Source organism: Microbispora bryophytorum, assembly GCF_006874465.1.
Classification (GTDB): Bacteria; Actinomycetota; Actinomycetes; order Streptosporangiales; family Streptosporangiaceae; genus Microbispora; species Microbispora bryophytorum.
Genome location: NZ_VIRL01000011.1, coordinates 175,248 through 189,672, shown reverse-complemented (window position 1 = coordinate 189,672; position 14,425 = coordinate 175,248). Strand labels below are relative to the sequence as shown.

13 protein-coding genes are annotated in these 14,425 nt (G+C 72.0%); 7 read left to right on the top strand and 6 right to left on the bottom strand.

Annotated elements, in window-relative coordinates; all coding sequences use genetic code 11:
- Window positions 1-122: 122 nt before the first annotated feature.
- Window positions 123-1,673, bottom strand: coding sequence for a N,N-dimethylformamidase beta subunit family domain-containing protein (locus FLX07_RS20785; protein ID WP_142572478.1), 1,551 nt, complete (start codon window positions 1,671-1,673; stop codon window positions 123-125).
- Between the two features lie 139 nt (window positions 1,674-1,812).
- Here FLX07_RS20785 and FLX07_RS20780 point away from each other — a divergent pair, with 139 nt between their 5' ends.
- Together FLX07_RS20780 and FLX07_RS20775 are read left to right on the top strand one after the other, a co-directional pair.
- Complete coding sequence (locus FLX07_RS20780; RefSeq protein ID WP_142572477.1) at window positions 1,813-3,171, top strand: PrsW family intramembrane metalloprotease; 1,359 nt, start codon at window positions 1,813-1,815, stop codon at window positions 3,169-3,171.
- A 370-nt stretch (window positions 3,172-3,541) separates the two neighbouring features.
- Window positions 3,542-4,639 (top strand): lytic polysaccharide monooxygenase auxiliary activity family 9 protein, encoded by a 1,098-nt coding sequence (locus tag FLX07_RS20775; protein WP_142572476.1) that lies wholly within the window; start codon window positions 3,542-3,544, stop codon window positions 4,637-4,639.
- Between the two features lie 259 nt (window positions 4,640-4,898).
- Here FLX07_RS20775 and FLX07_RS20770 read toward each other — a convergent pair whose 3' ends face one another.
- Together FLX07_RS20770 and FLX07_RS20765 are read right to left on the bottom strand one after the other, a co-directional pair.
- Window positions 4,899-5,651, bottom strand: a complete 753-nt coding sequence (locus FLX07_RS20770; protein WP_189105027.1) for a SanA/YdcF family protein — start codon at window positions 5,649-5,651, stop codon at window positions 4,899-4,901.
- A 57-nt stretch (window positions 5,652-5,708) separates the two neighbouring features.
- Complete coding sequence (locus FLX07_RS20765; protein WP_373292590.1) at window positions 5,709-6,707, bottom strand: COX15/CtaA family protein; 999 nt, start codon at window positions 6,705-6,707, stop codon at window positions 5,709-5,711.
- Between the two features lie 169 nt (window positions 6,708-6,876).
- On the opposite strand from FLX07_RS20765, the gene FLX07_RS20760 reads away from it, so the two are divergent.
- Window positions 6,877-7,563, top strand: coding sequence for a GntR family transcriptional regulator (locus FLX07_RS20760; RefSeq protein WP_229689842.1), 687 nt, complete (start codon window positions 6,877-6,879; stop codon window positions 7,561-7,563).
- Between the two features lie 85 nt (window positions 7,564-7,648).
- On the opposite strand, the gene FLX07_RS20755 is transcribed toward FLX07_RS20760, so the two are convergent.
- The 3 genes from FLX07_RS20755 to FLX07_RS20745 form a co-directional block, all read right to left on the bottom strand.
- A complete protein-coding gene (locus tag FLX07_RS20755; protein ID WP_142572472.1) occupies window positions 7,649-8,557 on the bottom strand; it encodes an EamA family transporter in 909 nt (302 codons plus the stop codon).
- 161 nt (window positions 8,558-8,718) lie between these two features.
- Complete coding sequence (locus tag FLX07_RS20750; protein WP_142572541.1) at window positions 8,719-9,435, bottom strand: ABC transporter permease; 717 nt, start codon at window positions 9,433-9,435, stop codon at window positions 8,719-8,721.
- A 56-nt stretch (window positions 9,436-9,491) separates the two neighbouring features.
- A complete protein-coding gene (locus FLX07_RS20745; RefSeq protein ID WP_229689843.1) occupies window positions 9,492-10,448 on the bottom strand; it encodes an ABC transporter ATP-binding protein in 957 nt (318 codons plus the stop codon).
- 338 nt (window positions 10,449-10,786) lie between these two features.
- Between FLX07_RS20745 and FLX07_RS20740 the strand changes: the two genes are divergently transcribed.
- The 4 genes from FLX07_RS20740 to FLX07_RS20725 are packed head-to-tail and all read left to right on the top strand — an operon-like array spanning window position 10,787 to window position 14,422.
- Window positions 10,787-11,563, top strand: a complete 777-nt coding sequence (locus FLX07_RS20740) for a helix-turn-helix transcriptional regulator (protein WP_142572540.1) — start codon at window positions 10,787-10,789, stop codon at window positions 11,561-11,563.
- Window positions 11,560-12,972 (top strand): Fe-S cluster assembly protein SufB, encoded by a 1,413-nt coding sequence (sufB, locus tag FLX07_RS20735; protein ID WP_142572470.1) that lies wholly within the window; start codon window positions 11,560-11,562, stop codon window positions 12,970-12,972. The genes FLX07_RS20740 and sufB overlap by 4 nt, the downstream gene beginning before the upstream one ends.
- Window positions 12,972-14,096 carry a Fe-S cluster assembly protein SufD gene (sufD, locus tag FLX07_RS20730; protein ID WP_142572469.1) on the top strand — a complete coding sequence of 375 codons (1,125 nt, stop codon included), beginning with the start codon at window positions 12,972-12,974 and terminating at the stop codon, window positions 14,094-14,096. The genes sufB and sufD overlap by 1 nt, the downstream gene beginning before the upstream one ends.
- On the top strand, window positions 14,093-14,422 hold the full coding sequence (locus tag FLX07_RS20725) for a non-heme iron oxygenase ferredoxin subunit (RefSeq protein WP_142572468.1): 330 nt from the start codon (window positions 14,093-14,095) through the stop codon (window positions 14,420-14,422). Before sufD ends, FLX07_RS20725 begins: the two co-directional genes overlap by 4 nt.
- Window positions 14,423-14,425: the final 3 nt, after the last annotated feature.

Genomic DNA, 14,425 nt, shown 5'->3' with positions numbered 1-14,425 from the left:
ACCCAGGAGGTCCCGTCCGGGGTTCGGACGGGACCTCGTCTGTGCGTCGGCTCTGAGCGGGCGGGCGGTCAATCCGGCCCAACCCGCGAAGACTCGGCGAACCCCCGGCGACGCCCTGAGCGTCAGGCGCGATAAGTGCGGCGGACGTTGTCGTCGGGGGCGGGCAGGCGCTCGGCGGCCGGTCCCTCGGCGAAGCCCTTCAGCAGGTTGGTCGTCGCCGCGGTGACGAAGGCCCGCGTACGCGCGTCGATGCCGTGGGCCCGCGGCAGGTCGCGGGTGCGCGCCATGAGCGTCTCGGCCCACCGCATGGTCCCCGAGGCGAACACCCCGGCCCCGCCCGGGGCCGTGTAGTAGGCCGCGTCGGCGAAGCTGGGCCGCCCCACGCAGGTCACCGGCGAGTGGGCGAGGATCTGCAGCGGCCTGGGCGTCGGCACGTCGGTGTTCACCCGGTCGTACTCCACGCCCACGAGGTGCGCGAACGCGTCGCCGCGGCGCACGCCGGTGCCCGCGAAGATCCAGTGACGGGGCTCGTGCACCACGAACGGCGCGTCCACCGGATATCCGTCGTAGTAGACCCCGATGAGCGACGACTCGGGATCGGCCTTCGGCGCCGCGCGGAAGTCGGTCGTCGCCAGCGACGGGCGCGTCCGGACGAGCGGGTCGCGGTCCACCGCCGTCTTGTAGCAGACCACCAGCTTGCCGTCCTCTTCCATCCGGACGCGGCGGTAGCAGGTGTTGGCGCCGAGGAAGGCCAGGTTGGCGCCGGCGTCGCGGGCCTCGGTCACCGTGCGGCGCATCCCGGGCGTCCAGTACTCGTCGTGCCCGAGGAAGATCACCGCGGAGGCGCCGGTGAGCACGTCGTCGCCGGCCTCCAGGTCGCCGCCCGTCGTGTACGCCAGGGGCAGGCCGAGCCGTTCGGCGAGGGCCACCACCGGCCGTTCGTGGATGAGGAACTTCTCCATCCCGGTGCTGTCGTAGGGCCGGTCGAAGCTGACCGCGAGCGAGCGGCTCTCGTAGCGGCCGTCCTCGCCGTAGTAGAGGCTGTAGCCGCCCCACCGGTTGTACGCCTGCCAGGTGGGGGTGGCGTGGACCAGGACCGTCCGGCCGGCCGCGGAGGCCGAGCGCACGACCAGCGGCACATACCGCTGGTGGCCGCGCTCGGTGTCCAGACGCAGCAGGTAGGCCCCCTCCGGCCAGCCTTCCGTGGACACGCTCAGGGAGCGCCGCCACCCGGCCCGTACGGTGCGGGTGTCGCCGGCGAGCCGTCCGCGGCCCTGGTCGCGTCCCCTCATCCACCCTGAACGCCACACCCGGCGGGCTAGTGTCCCGCCGTACCAGCCCATCCGGTAGGCCGTGACCCGGTAGCGGCCCTCGGTGGTGGAGACGTGCAGCCCGAACGACTCCCCGGGCAGCACGCTGGCGCGGTCGCCGTAGCCCTCGATCGCCTCGTCCGGGCCCCGCCTGCGCAGCCGCCAGTCCGCGTCGCCGGGGAGCAGCCGTTCCGCCGTCGCCTTCCTGGCCGGCGACGAGGAGGTGGCAGAGGGCGAAGGGGAGGCGGGAGTGGAGCCTTCCCGGGACCCGGGCGCGCATGCGGCGACCGAGCCGACGGCGGCGGCGCACGCGACACGGAGGAAACCGCGTCGTCCGAGCCCCTCACGTGGTGCGACATCCATGATCGCCCATTGTGCCCGCAACCGGCACGTGCTCGGGACGACCGCGTGCCTGCGGGATACTTGCCATGGCACGGAATGCGTAGGGATCTTTTGAGGCCGGAGGAGGACCGCGGCGGGCGTGGTCGGTTACAGTCGCACAGTGGCAGGCCTCGACCCCCGCGCCGTTCTCAGAGAGCGTCCGTCCATCGGCCTCATCGTGGGTCTGGTCGTCGCCGGAATCTGCGCCCTGGTGTCGTTCTCCTTCGACATCATCAACGGCGATCCGGTCCAGTTCTTCATCGCGCTCGGGCTCGCCGTGGCCCCCGTGCCGCTGCTGCTCGCTGGCGTGCTCGCCCTCGACCGCATGGAACCCGAGCCGCGCACCAACCTGATCTTCGCGTTCGCCTGGGGCGCGGGCATCGCCGTGCTGCTCGCCGGCGTGCTCAACTCGCTCAACCTCGTCTACGTGGCTCATCAGCTCGGGGACGCGACGAGCGCGCGCAACCTGGTCGCCACCTTCGGCGCCCCGCCCGTGGAGGAGACGGCCAAGGGGCTGGTCCTGCTCGGGCTGCTGTGGTTCCGGCGGCAGGAGCTGGACGGGCCCACCGACGGGATCATCTACGCCAGCATGGTCGGGCTCGGCTTCGCCATGTCGGAGAACGTCAGCTACTACCTGGCCGCCCTGGAGGAGAACGGCGCGCAGGGGCTCGCCGCGACGCTCGTGCTGCGGGCCGTGCTGTCGCCGTTCGCCCATCCGCTGTTCACCTCTCTGATCGGCATCGCCGTCGCGTACGCCGCCCAGCGCGGCGGCGCGGTGGGGGTCGTCGTCATCGTCATCGGGTGGATCGGCGCGATGGTGCTGCACGGCCTCTGGAACGGCTTCGCCACGTTCGCCGGCCTCGGCGGGCTCGCCATCGCCTACCTGCTGCTGATGATCCTGCTCATCGTCGAGCTCATCGTGATCTTCCGGGACAGACGGCGGATCGTCGGCCTGATCCACCACTACCTGCCGCCGTACGAGCGCAACGGGCTGATCAACCAGGCCGACATCTTCATGCTGTCGTCCCTGCGCCGCCGTCGGCAGGCCAGGGTGTGGGCCAAGGCCCACGGCGGCAGGGCCGGGGCGCGGGCGATGATCGACTACCAGGTCGCCTCCACCGAGCTCGGGCTGCTGCACGCCCGCGCGGCCCGGGGCGGGGTGGACGAGGAGGCCTTCCGCGCCCAGCAGCGCTCGCTCGCGGACCTCATGGCCTACGCCAGGCTGTCGTTCCCGCTGCCGGAGCGCCACCAGGCGAACGCCGCGCGGGGGGTGCCTCCGCCGGGGTACGCGCCGGGCGCCCCGCCCCCGGGCCGATGGCAGGGCGGTGGCCCCGCCGTGCCGCCCTGGTACGGACAGCCGCCGGGCCCGACGCAGGGCCCGACACAGGGCCCGACACAGGAGCCGACAAGGGGTCCGTCACAGGGCGGCCCCGGGCCGGGTGCCGAGCCGGGCGCCGGGCCCGGTGACCCGCGGCGCTGAGTCCACGCCGCGCTGAGTCCACGCCGCGCTGAGTCCACGCCGCGCTGAGTCCACGCCGCGCTGAGTCCACGCCGCGCTGAGTCCACGCCGCGCTGAGTCCACGCGGCGGCACGATCGCGGTGCCGCTTGGCCCAGGCGGGCGGTGCGTGTTTCAATCACAGTGCGCGGTGGCCACTTGATGGGTGGGCTCCAGGAGGGCGTGTGGCGATGCCGCATGCGTTCTTCTCGTACGACAGCCCGAGACGGCGCGACCTTCCCGCGAAGGCGTGCCCGCCCACCATGAGGAGAACCCCCCACCATGGGAACCCCCAGCGAGAAAACCCCCGGCACGAGAGTCACATGGCAGTCCGCGCGTGTGAGATCGCTGTCGATGACATCCGGGCGAAAATTCGCCGTCCTCGCCGCCGTCGCGGCCGTGCTCGCCGGTCTCATCGCGGTCCTGACGCAGACCGCGGCCGAGGCGCACGGCGCCCTGCAGGCCCCCGCGAGCCGCACCTACGCCTGCTACACCGACGGCCTCACCGGCGGCCAGATCATCCCGAACAACCCCGCCTGCAAGGACGCCGTGGCGGCCGGCGGCACCCAGCCTCTCTACGACTGGTACGGCGTGCTCCGCTCCGACGGAGGCGGCCGCACCCGGGGCTTCATCCCCGACGGCCAGCTGTGCAGCGGTGGTTTCAGCAAGTACGCCGCCTACGACGCGCCACGGACCGACTGGCCGACCACCACGCTGAAGGCCAACAGCACCTACAACTTCGTCTACGGCGCCTGGGTGCCGCACCCCGGTGGCTTCAAGCTCTACGTCACCAAGGACGGCTGGGACCCGACCCAGCCGCTCACGTGGGACGACATGGAGGAGCAGCCGTTCCTCACGGCCGACCCCGAGCCTGAGGTCAGCAACGGCGCCTACCGCTTCTCCGGCAAGCTGCCCGACAAGAGCGGCCGGCACATCATCTATGCGGTCTGGTACCGGTCGGACAGCCAGGAGACCTTCTACGGCTGCTCGGACGTGAACTTCCTCCGCGACGGCGCCTCGCCCAGTCCCTCGCCGAGCGCCTCGCCCACCAGGAGCCCGTCGCCCGGCCCGTCGCCCACCAGGAGCCCGTCGCCCGGCCCGTCGCCCACCAGGAGCCCGTCGCCGAGCCCCTCGGCCTCCCCGACGTCCGGGAACCCGGCGTGCACGGCCACGGTGAAGCTGACCAACACCTGGCAGGGCGGCTTCCAGGGCGAGGTCACGATCAAGAACACCGGCACGGGCCCGCTCAACGGCTGGTACATCCAGTGGCAGATGTCGAACGGCGCGACGATCACCCAGGCCTGGAACGGGACGTCCATGCAGAGCGGGCCGTTCGCGATGATCCACGCCCCGGAGTGGAACTCCTCGCTGGCTCCTGGGGCCTCGGCCACGGCCGGGTTCCTCGGCAGCGGGTCGGCCACGCCGTCGATCAGCGACATCAGCTGCGGCTGAGCGAGGCCTGACCTCGCCGGGCACGGCCCGGCGCCGACTCCGCGGGAGACGCCCGGGGGACCGTCATGGCGGCCCCCCGGGCGTTGCGCGATGGGTGGACGGAGGAGGATCCGCCTCGTACCCGCGGTGCGATAGCCACTGTGGGTGTGGCCTCACCTCCCTCTGGGGATGGTGGGAGCGCTCCCACGTCGCCCGGACCCTAACGCGTCACGCCGTCACCGGCCAGTGGACGGACCTCCGCCCGTCCCGTCGGCCCAGCTCAGGGCGGGCCGCCCGGTGAAAGTTTCGCGCGCCGCCCGCCGCGCCCCGGCGAGACGGGGAGTCGGCCGGCCAGCGCGCGGTCGAGCGCGGTCTCGCGACGGCCGAGGAAGCGTGGTGAGGAGTGCAGGATCACGCTGTCCAGCAGGCCCTTGGCGGAGGCGGGAAACTCCCTGACGGCGTAGACCACCGTCTCGAGCGGCCAGTCGCGGCTGGAGTCGTCGCCGACGCCGAACGCGTCCAGCCCGGCCGCGCGGCACAGCGCGACGGCCCGGGGAAGGTGGAACACCTGGGTCACGACGAGGAGGCGGGACGCGCCGAAGACCTCCTTGGCCCGTACGCAGGAGTCCCACGTGTCGAATCCGGCGTAGTCGAGCACGATCTTTGCGGCCGGGACGCCGTGCGCGATCAGGTAGTCACGCATGATCGAAGGCTCGTCGTAGTCCTTGCGGCTGTTGTCGCCGGACAGCAGCAGGGCCCGCGCCTTGCCCGTGCGGTACAGCTCGGCGGCGATGTCGAGCCGGGCGCCCAGCATCGCACTGGGTTTCCCGTTCCAGACGCCCGCGCCGAGCACGAGCGCGGCCGGCATCGCGGGCACCTCGGCGGTCCAGCGCGTGCCCGGCTCGGCCGTCACCCGGTGGGCAGCGCTCGTCAGCCAGGCCCAGGTCATCGGTGTCAGCGGCAGCACGGTCAGGGCGACGAGCCCCTGGAACCCCCGGCGCAGGCCCGTACGCGACCAGGTCCAGGGGCGCACGACCCGAGACAGGAGACCTCCGCGCGACGAGGAGCCCGGTGACCCCTCCACCTCGGGTCACACCCCCGCGTGGTGCGGCTCCGGCTGCTCGGGAGCGGGGACGGGCGCGGGGCCCCGGCTCCGCATGAGGAAGACGACGCGCAGCGCGCAGATCCACACGAGCGTGGCTCCCAGCACGTGCAGGAGCACCAGGGCCGCGGGGACGGCGAGGAAGTACTGCACGTAACCGATCACGCCCTGGGACAGCTCCACCCCGAGCAGCACGAGCGCGCCGCGCCGGGCGCGGACGGGGGAGCCGGTGACGTGCAGGGCGAACAGCAGGGCGAACGTCAGCCCGACGACGACGTAGACGATGTCGGTGTGCAGCCGCACCACGCTCTGGATGTCGAAGCCGAAGCGGGAGGCCGCCTCGTCTCCCGAGTGCGGCCCGGTGCCGGTGACCACGACCCCGGCCAGCAGCAGCACGAAGGCCGCCGCGGCCAGCACGTACGCGAGCGTGCGGATGTCCTTGTGGACCAGCCGCCGCGCCGGGGCGTCGCCCTCGCCCGCCCGGGCGAACAGCACGACGGCGGCGGCGGTCATCCCGATGGACAGCAGGAAGTGGACGCTGACGGTCACCGGGTTGAGCAGCGTGCGTACCACGACCCCGCCCCACAGGGCCTGGACGAGGACGCCGGCCGGCTGCACCAGCGCGAGCCGCAGCAGGACCGGCCGGCCGCGCTCGCCCCGCGACAGTCGCCACGCGGCGATCACGCACGCGACCGCGACCGCGAGCACGAGGAACGACAGCAGTCGGTTGCCGAACTCGATCGCCATGTTGACCGGCGCGTGCGTGTCGATCCTCGCCGGCACGAAACTGTCGGGCGTGCAGCGCGGCCAGGTCGGGCAGCCCAGGCCCGAGCCGGTGACGCGGACGGCGGCGCCGGTGACGGTGATGCCGATGTTGACCACGATCGCCGCCAGGGCCCACCGCCGCATCGACTCGCTCGTCGGGAACATGAACGAGCGGTAGAAGGCGAGCAGCGTGCCGCGGATCCGGTCAGTCGTGGGATTCACGGAATTCATCGTAGGCGGCCCTGTGGGCGGTCCCTCTCCCGGGCCGCGCGCGCCTCCGCCGCCTCGGGCCCGCCGCGTCCGCGCTGATCGTTTTCCTGGCAGGGCCGGTACGATCGGCCGTACGGGACCGAGGAGGGGCCGGTCGATGGGCGGGGCGGGGAACGGACCGGTGGACCGCGCGTGTGACGACCTCCATGCGCCGGGCGCCGGAGCGCGGCAGAACCTGCGCGAGCGCGTGGCGCAGGCGCTGCGCGACGCGTTGGTGGCCGGGGAGATGCGGCCCGGCGTCGTCTACTCGGCCCCCGCGCTGGCGGCCAGATTCGGGGTCTCGGCCACGCCGGTGCGCGAGGCGATGCTCGATCTCGCCAAGGAGGGCCTGTTCGAGGCCCTGCGCAACAAGGGATTCCGGGTCGCGGAGGTGTCCGAGCGCGACCTCGACGAGATCATCGAGATCAGACGGCTGCTCGAGGTGCCGACGGTGGCCCGGCTCGCCGGTCAGTGCCCGGCTGCGGAGGCCGAGGCGCTGCGCCCGATCGCCGAGGAGATCGTCTCGGCCGCCGGAAGGGGCGACCTGCTCGCCTACGTGGCCGCCGACCAGCGGTTCCATCTCGCGCTGCTGGCCCTGTCGGGCAACGCCCGGCTGGTCGAGACGGTCAGGGACCTGCGCGGCAGGGCCCGGCTCTACGGGCTGCGCGGGCTGCCCGACGCGCGGATGATGGCGGCCTCGGCGTGCGAGCACCTCGACCTTCTCGACGCCCTCGTACGCGGCGACGCCGCGGCGGCCGAGAGCCTGATGAACCACCATCTCCGGCACGTGCGCGCGATCTGGTCGGGCGGGCCGGCGTCGCCCTGGTGACCGCGTCGGACGCGGGGTCGGACACCGGGTCGAACGCCGGGTAGAACACCGCGTCGAACGCGCGATCCCGCGGCCGACCGGACGCTCAGGCGTCGGCGCGGGTGGCGCCGATGGAGGCGACGACCACGCAGCCGATCGCCGCCCACTCGCGAATCTGGAGCACCTCGTGCAGGACGAACAGGCCGACGAGCGCGGCGGCGGCGGGCTCCAGGCTCATCAGGATGCCGAAGACCCGCTTGGGCATCCGGCGCAGGGCCTCGAGTTCCAGCGAGTAGGGGATGACGGAGGAGAGCAGGCCCACCCCCGCGCCGACCAGCAGGATCTCGGGCCGCAGCAGATCGCTCCCGCCCGCGGTGACCCCGATGGGCGCGACGACGATCGCGGACACGATCATGGCGAACGACAGCCCGCTCGCGCCGGGGAAGCGGGCGCCGGTGGCCTGGGAGAACACGATGTAGGCGGCCCAGAACGTCCCCGCCAGCGCGGCGAAACCGATTCCCGCCCAGCTCACGGTCCCCGCCTGTCCCCAGGGGGCGAGCAGGATCACGCCCGCGGCGGCCAGCGTCACCCACAGCAGGTCGACCCGGCGGCGGGAGGACACCACGGCCAGGGTGAGCGGCCCGAGGAACTCGATGGCCACCGTGACCCCGATCGGCAGCCGGGCGAGGGCCTCGTAGAACGACAGGTTCATCAGCCCGAGGCTGAGCCCGAACGCGACGCCGACGGTGACGTCGCGCCACGACAGCCCGCGCACCCTGGGCCGGACGACGGCCAGCAGCATGACGGCGCCGGTGGCGATGCGCAGGAAGACCACGGCCGAGGGGGGCAGCTGCGTGAACAGGTTCTTGGCCAGTCCGGCGCCCACCTGGACCGACAGGATGCCCAGCAGCACCAGCCCCGACGGGGGTATCGCGTCCGAGGCGGCCCGTAGGGCCCTGCCCGGCGACGGCCTCATGCGATACGGCTCGGCTCCCGGAAGGGATTCAGCGGTCATGCCGGCGGCCCCACAAAATGGCATAGATCACGAGTAAACGCCCGCAATCATATGCGCTGAGCAGCAGCTCGCCGGTGCGGCCCCCCGGCGTCGCTCCCGCGCCGTCACTTTCGGAGCCCGGGGTCGTTCAGGCCGCCCGGTGGCAGTCCCGGCGGCTCGCGTCACTCCCAGCGGAAGGTGCGGGCGGCCAGGACGAGCCCGGCCACCGTCCAGCACAGCAGCACGAGCAGCGCGCCGCCGGGGAAGCCGCCGCCGGCGCTCAGGACGGTCCGCAGGCCGGAGGTGAGCGCGCTGATCGGCAGCAGTCCGAGCACGTGCTGCACCCCGGCGGGGAACCGGTCAAGCGGGAAAAGCACGCCGCCGAGCCCGAGCAGCACCAGGTAGACGAGGTTGGCCCCGGCCAGCGTCGCCTCCGCCCGCAGTGTGCCGGCCATGAGCAGGCCGAGGCCGCTGAAGGCGGCCGTGCCCAGCAACAGGAGCGGCACCGCCCACAGCGGGTCGCCGTGTGGCGACCAGCCGAGCGCGAGCGCCACCGCGACGATCACCACGACCTGCAGCGCCTCCACGGCGACGACCGCGACGGTCTTGGCCAGCAGCAGCCCGGTCCGCGACAGCGGGGTCGCGCCCAGGCGCTTGAGCACGCCGTACCTGCGCTCGAAGCCGGTCGCGATCGCCTGCCCGGTGAACGCGGTCGACATGACCGCGAGCGCGAGGATGCCGGGGGCGACGAAGTCAATGCGCGCGCCGGCGCCGACGTCCACCAGCGGGACGGTGGAGAAACCGACGAGCAGCAGGATCGGGATGATGAGCGTGAGCAGGAGCTGCTCGCCGTTGCGCAGCATGGCGCGGATCTCCGCGCCCGCCTGGGCGAGGACCATCCGGTGCAGCGGTGCGGCTCCCGGCCGTGGCGTGAGGTCCAGCGTGGCGATCGCGGTCACCGCAGCTCCCTGCCGGTCAGTTCGAGGAAGACGTCCTCCAGCGTGCGCCGCTCGATGCGCAGGTCCTCGGTGGTGACGCCCTCGGTGGCGCACCAGGCGGTGACGGTGGCGAGCAGCTGCGGGCCGACCTGCCCCTCGATGATGTAGTGCCCCGAGGGCGACTCCTTGGCGGCGCTGCCCGGCGGCAGCGCGGCCAGCAGTTCCTCCAGGTCGAGTCCCGGGCGCGCGCGGAACCTGAGCTGACGCTCGGCGCCGGTCAGCGACTCGGGCGTGCCTTCGGCCACGACCCGGCCGTGGTCGATGATCACCACGTGGTCGGAGAGCTTCTCGGCCTCGTCCATCTGGTGGGTCGTCAGCACCACCGACACTCCGGCCGCGCGCAGCGCGGCGACCAGGTCCCAGCAGGCGTGCCGTGCCTGCGGGTCGAGCCCGGCGGTCGGCTCGTCGAGGAAGACCAGTTCGGGCCGTCCGATCACCGCCGCCGCGAGCGACAGGCGCTGCTGCTGGCCGCCCGACAGCCGCCGGTACGGCGTGCGCGTGTGGTCGGTCAGGCCGAGCACGCCGAGCAGGGCGCCGGGGTCGAGCGGGTGGGCGTGGAACCCCGAGACCACCCGCAGCCACTCGCCCGCGCGGGCGGCGGGAGGCACCCCTCCCGTCTGCGGCATGATTCCCAGGCGCGGCCTCAGGGCGGGGTCGGCCGGTTCCAGGCCGAGCACGCGCACGGTCCCGCCGTCCGGCCGCCGGAAGCCCTCACAGATCTCGATCGTCGAGGTCTTGCCCGCGCCGTTCGGCCCGAGGATCGCGGTGACGGCGCCCCGCGCGCAGGTGAGGGTCAGCCCGTCGACGGCCGTGGTGCTTCCGTAGCGCTTGACCAGCCCGTCGATCTCGACCGCCGGCGCGACGTCGCCCGCGCCGCCGAGCGTGCTGTCGAACGCGCTGTCAACCTCCGGCACTCCCACCGGCCCCCCCTCACAGGACCGACCGCCGGAGCGGGCCGGATGCGGGCCGCCCTGGTCGGTCGTCGACGGCATCGAGTCTAGGGAGCGGGAGGCGCGCTCTCGTCGGCGAGTGCCTCCATTCCAGCCCCGGGAGGCAAAGGATGCGGAAAAGTCTCATCGTCGCAGGTTAGGTAAGGCTTGCCTGCGTGAGAAATTGCATCTCCATCGACCCCATCTTGGGTTTGTCGCCGGGGAAGGAATTACGGCACACTGATGTTGTGAAAAACGTGCAGGGGAAGCAGAACGCCGAGAAGGCCGTGGTGACGCGGCCCGTTTCGGCGTCCCCCGTGCACATGGACATCGGTGCCGAGCGCGGCACCCGGGCCAGGGTGGCGCGGCTCATCCTGGAGCACGGCCCGGTGAGCGCGGCGGCGCTCGGTGAGCGGCTCGGGCTTACCCCTGCCGCGGTGCGCCGCCATCTCGACGCGTTGCTGGCCGAAGGCATGATAGAGCCGCGTACGGCCCGCCCGCGCGGCCAGCGGGGGCGCGGCAGGCCGGCGAAGATGTTCGCGATCACCGACGCGGGCCGCAGCGCCTTCGTCCACGCCTACGACGACCTCGCCGGCAGCGCGCTGCGCTTCCTGGCCGAGCGCCTGGGCGGTGAGGCGGTGTCGGAGTTCGCTCAGGCGCAGGTGTCCGGGCTGGTCGGCCGGCTCGAGGCGCTGATGCGCGAGGTCCCCGCCGACCAGCGGGTCCGCGTGCTGGCCGAGGCGCTGTCCACCGAGGGCTACGCGGCCTCGGCGTCCGCGATGGGCAAGGGCGGCGAGCAGCTGTGCCAGCACCACTGCCCGGTCGCGCACGTCGCGGAGCAGTTCCCGCAGTTGTGCGAGGCGGAGACCGAGGCCTTCGCCCGGCTGCTGGGCACGCCGGTGCAGCGCCTGGCGACGATCGCCAACGGCGACGGGGTCTGCACCACCCACGTGAGTTCACACGCGCTCGCCGCCCGGCACGCGCGTCCCGATCTATCAGCCGCCGATTCATCGACCGCCGATTCATCGACCGCCGATCTATCGGCCGCACATCCATCGAGCACATCGAGCACATCGACGAGCAAGGAGTCCGGAAGGTGACTGTCACCGACCGCCCGGAGCTGGAAGGCCTCGGGAATTACAAGTTCGGCTGGGCCGACGCGGACGTGGCCGGGGCCACCGCCCGGCGTGGGCTGTCCGAAGAGGTCGTCCGCAACATCTCCGCGCTCAAGAACGAGCCGGAGTGGATGCTCGACCTGCGCCTCAAGGGCCTTCGGCTGTTCGGGAAGAAGCCGCTGCCGACCTGGGGTTCCGACCTCACCGGCATCGACTTCGACAACATCAAGTACTTCGTCCGTTCGACCGAGAAGCAGGCCGCGTCCTGGGACGAGCTGCCTCCCGACATCAAGAACACCTACGACAAGCTCGGCATCCCGGAGGCGGAGAAGCAGCGCCTCATCGCCGGCGTCGCCGCCCAGTACGAGTCCGAGGTCGTCTATCACAAGATCCGTGAGGACCTCGAGGAGAAGGGCGTCATCTTCGTCGACACCGACACCGGTCTGCGCGAGCACGAGGAGCTCTTCAAGGAGTACTTCGGCACGGTGATCCCGGTGGGCGACAACAAGTTCGCCGCGCTCAACACCGCCGTGTGGTCGGGCGGCTCGTTCATCTACGTGCCGCCGAACGTGAACGTCGAGATCCCGCTGCAGGCCTACTTCCGGATCAACACCGAGAACATGGGCCAGTTCGAGCGGACGCTGATCGTCGTGGACGAGAACTCCTACGTCCACTACGTCGAGGGCTGCACCGCGCCGATCTACTCGTCCGACTCGCTGCACTCGGCGGTCGTCGAGATCATCGTGAAGAAGGGCGCCCGCTGCCGCTACACGACGATCCAGAACTGGTCGAACAACGTCTACAACCTGGTCACCAAGCGCGCCGTGGCGTACGAGGGCGCGACCATGGAGTGGATCGACGGCAACATCGGCTCCAAGGTCACGATGAAGTACCCGGCCGTCTACCTGATGGGCGAGCACGCCAAGGGTGAGACGCTGTCGGTCGCCTTCGCCGGTGAGGGCCAGCACCAGGACGCGGGCGCCAAGATGGTGCACCTCGCGCCCAAGACGTCCTCGACGATCATCTCCAAGTCCGTGGCGCGCGGCGGCGGCCGCACGTCCTACCGGGGCCTGGTGCAGATCGAGGAGGGCGCGGCCGGCTCGGCCTCGACCGTCAAGTGCGACGCGCTGCTGGTCGACCAGATCAGCCGTTCCGACACCTACCCCTACGTGGACGTCCGCGAGGACGACGTGTCGATGGGCCACGAGGCCACGGTCTCCAAGGTCTCCGAGGACCAGCTTTTCTACCTGATGAGCCGCGGCCTCGGCGAGGACGAGGCGATGGCCATGATCGTGCGAGGCTTCGTCGAGCCGATCGCCCGCGAGCTGCCCATGGAGTACGCCCTGGAGCTCAACCGCCTGATCGAGCTGCAGATGGAAGGAGCGGTCGGCTGATGGGCCTGGACACCAAGCCGCTGTCGACGTTGCACGAGAAGTCGTCGTACGACGTGGCCGACTTCCCGGTGCCGACGGGCCGCGAGGAGGAGTGGCGCTTCACGCCGCTGTCGCGGCTGAAGGGGCTGCACAACGGCACGGCCGCCGTCACCGGCGGCGTCGTGGTGGACGTCGAGGCAGCACCCGAGGTGCGCGTCGAGACCGTCGGCCGCGACGACGCCCGGCTCGGCCGGGCCTACACGCCGGCCGACCGGGTGAGCGCGCAGGCCTACTCGTCGTTCGAGAAGGCCACCGTCGTCACGGTGCCGAAGATGACGGCCGCCTCCCGGCCCACCGTGGTCACGCTGCGGGGATCCGGGGCGGGGGCCACCGCCTACGGGCACATCCTCGTGTCGGTGGAGCCGCTGGCCGAGGCCGTGCTGGTCCTGGACCACCGCGGCAGCGCCGTCTACGCCGACAACGTCGAGTTCGACGTGGCCGAGGGAGCGACGCTCAAGGTCGTCAGCGTGCAGGACTGGGACGACGACGCCGTGCACGTCTCCCACCACCACGCGCGGCTCGGCAAGGACGCGACGTTCCGCTCGTTCGTGGTCACCCTCGGCGGCGACGTCGTACGGCTGTCGCCCTCGGTGTCGTACACCGCGCCGGGCGGCGACGCCGACCTGACCGGCCTGTACTTCGTGGACGCGGACCAGCACCTGGAGCACCGCCTGCTGGTGGACCACAGCGTGCCCAACTGCCGCAGCAACGTGACCTACAAGGGCGCGCTGCAGGGCGACGGCGCCCACGCGGTCTGGATCGGCGACGTGATCATCCGGGCCGAGGCCGAGGGCACCGACACCTATGAGCTGAACCGCAACCTCATCCTCACCGACGGCGCCCGCGCCGACTCGGTGCCCAACCTGGAGATCCTCACCGGCGAGGTCGCGGGAGCGGGCCACGCGTCCGCCTCCGGCCGCCTCGACGACGAGCACATCTTCTATCTGCAGGCCCGCGGCATCCCGTTCGACGAGGCCCGCCGCCTGGTCATCCACGGCTTCTTCACCCAGATGCTGGAGAAGATCGAGGTGCCGGAGATCCGCGAGCGGGTCCTGTCCGCGATCGAGGCGGAGCTGGCCCGATGAGTGCCGACACCGCCCACTGGGAGAAGGTCTGCCAGGTCGGCGACATCCCCGACGGCGGCGTCATCGGCCTGGAGGTCGGGGAGACGCCGGTCGCGCTGGTGCGGACCGGCGATGAGGTCTTCGCCCTGCACGACGTCTGCTCGCACGCCGAGGTCCGCCTCAGCGAGGGCGAGGTCTACGACCACACGCTGGAGTGCTGGCTCCACGGCTCCTGCTTCGACCTGCGCAGCGGCAAGCCCACCGGGCCGCCCGCCACCAGGCCCGTCAACGTCTACCGAGTCAAGATCGAAGGCGACGACGTGTACGTCTCGCTCTCGAAGGAGTAAATA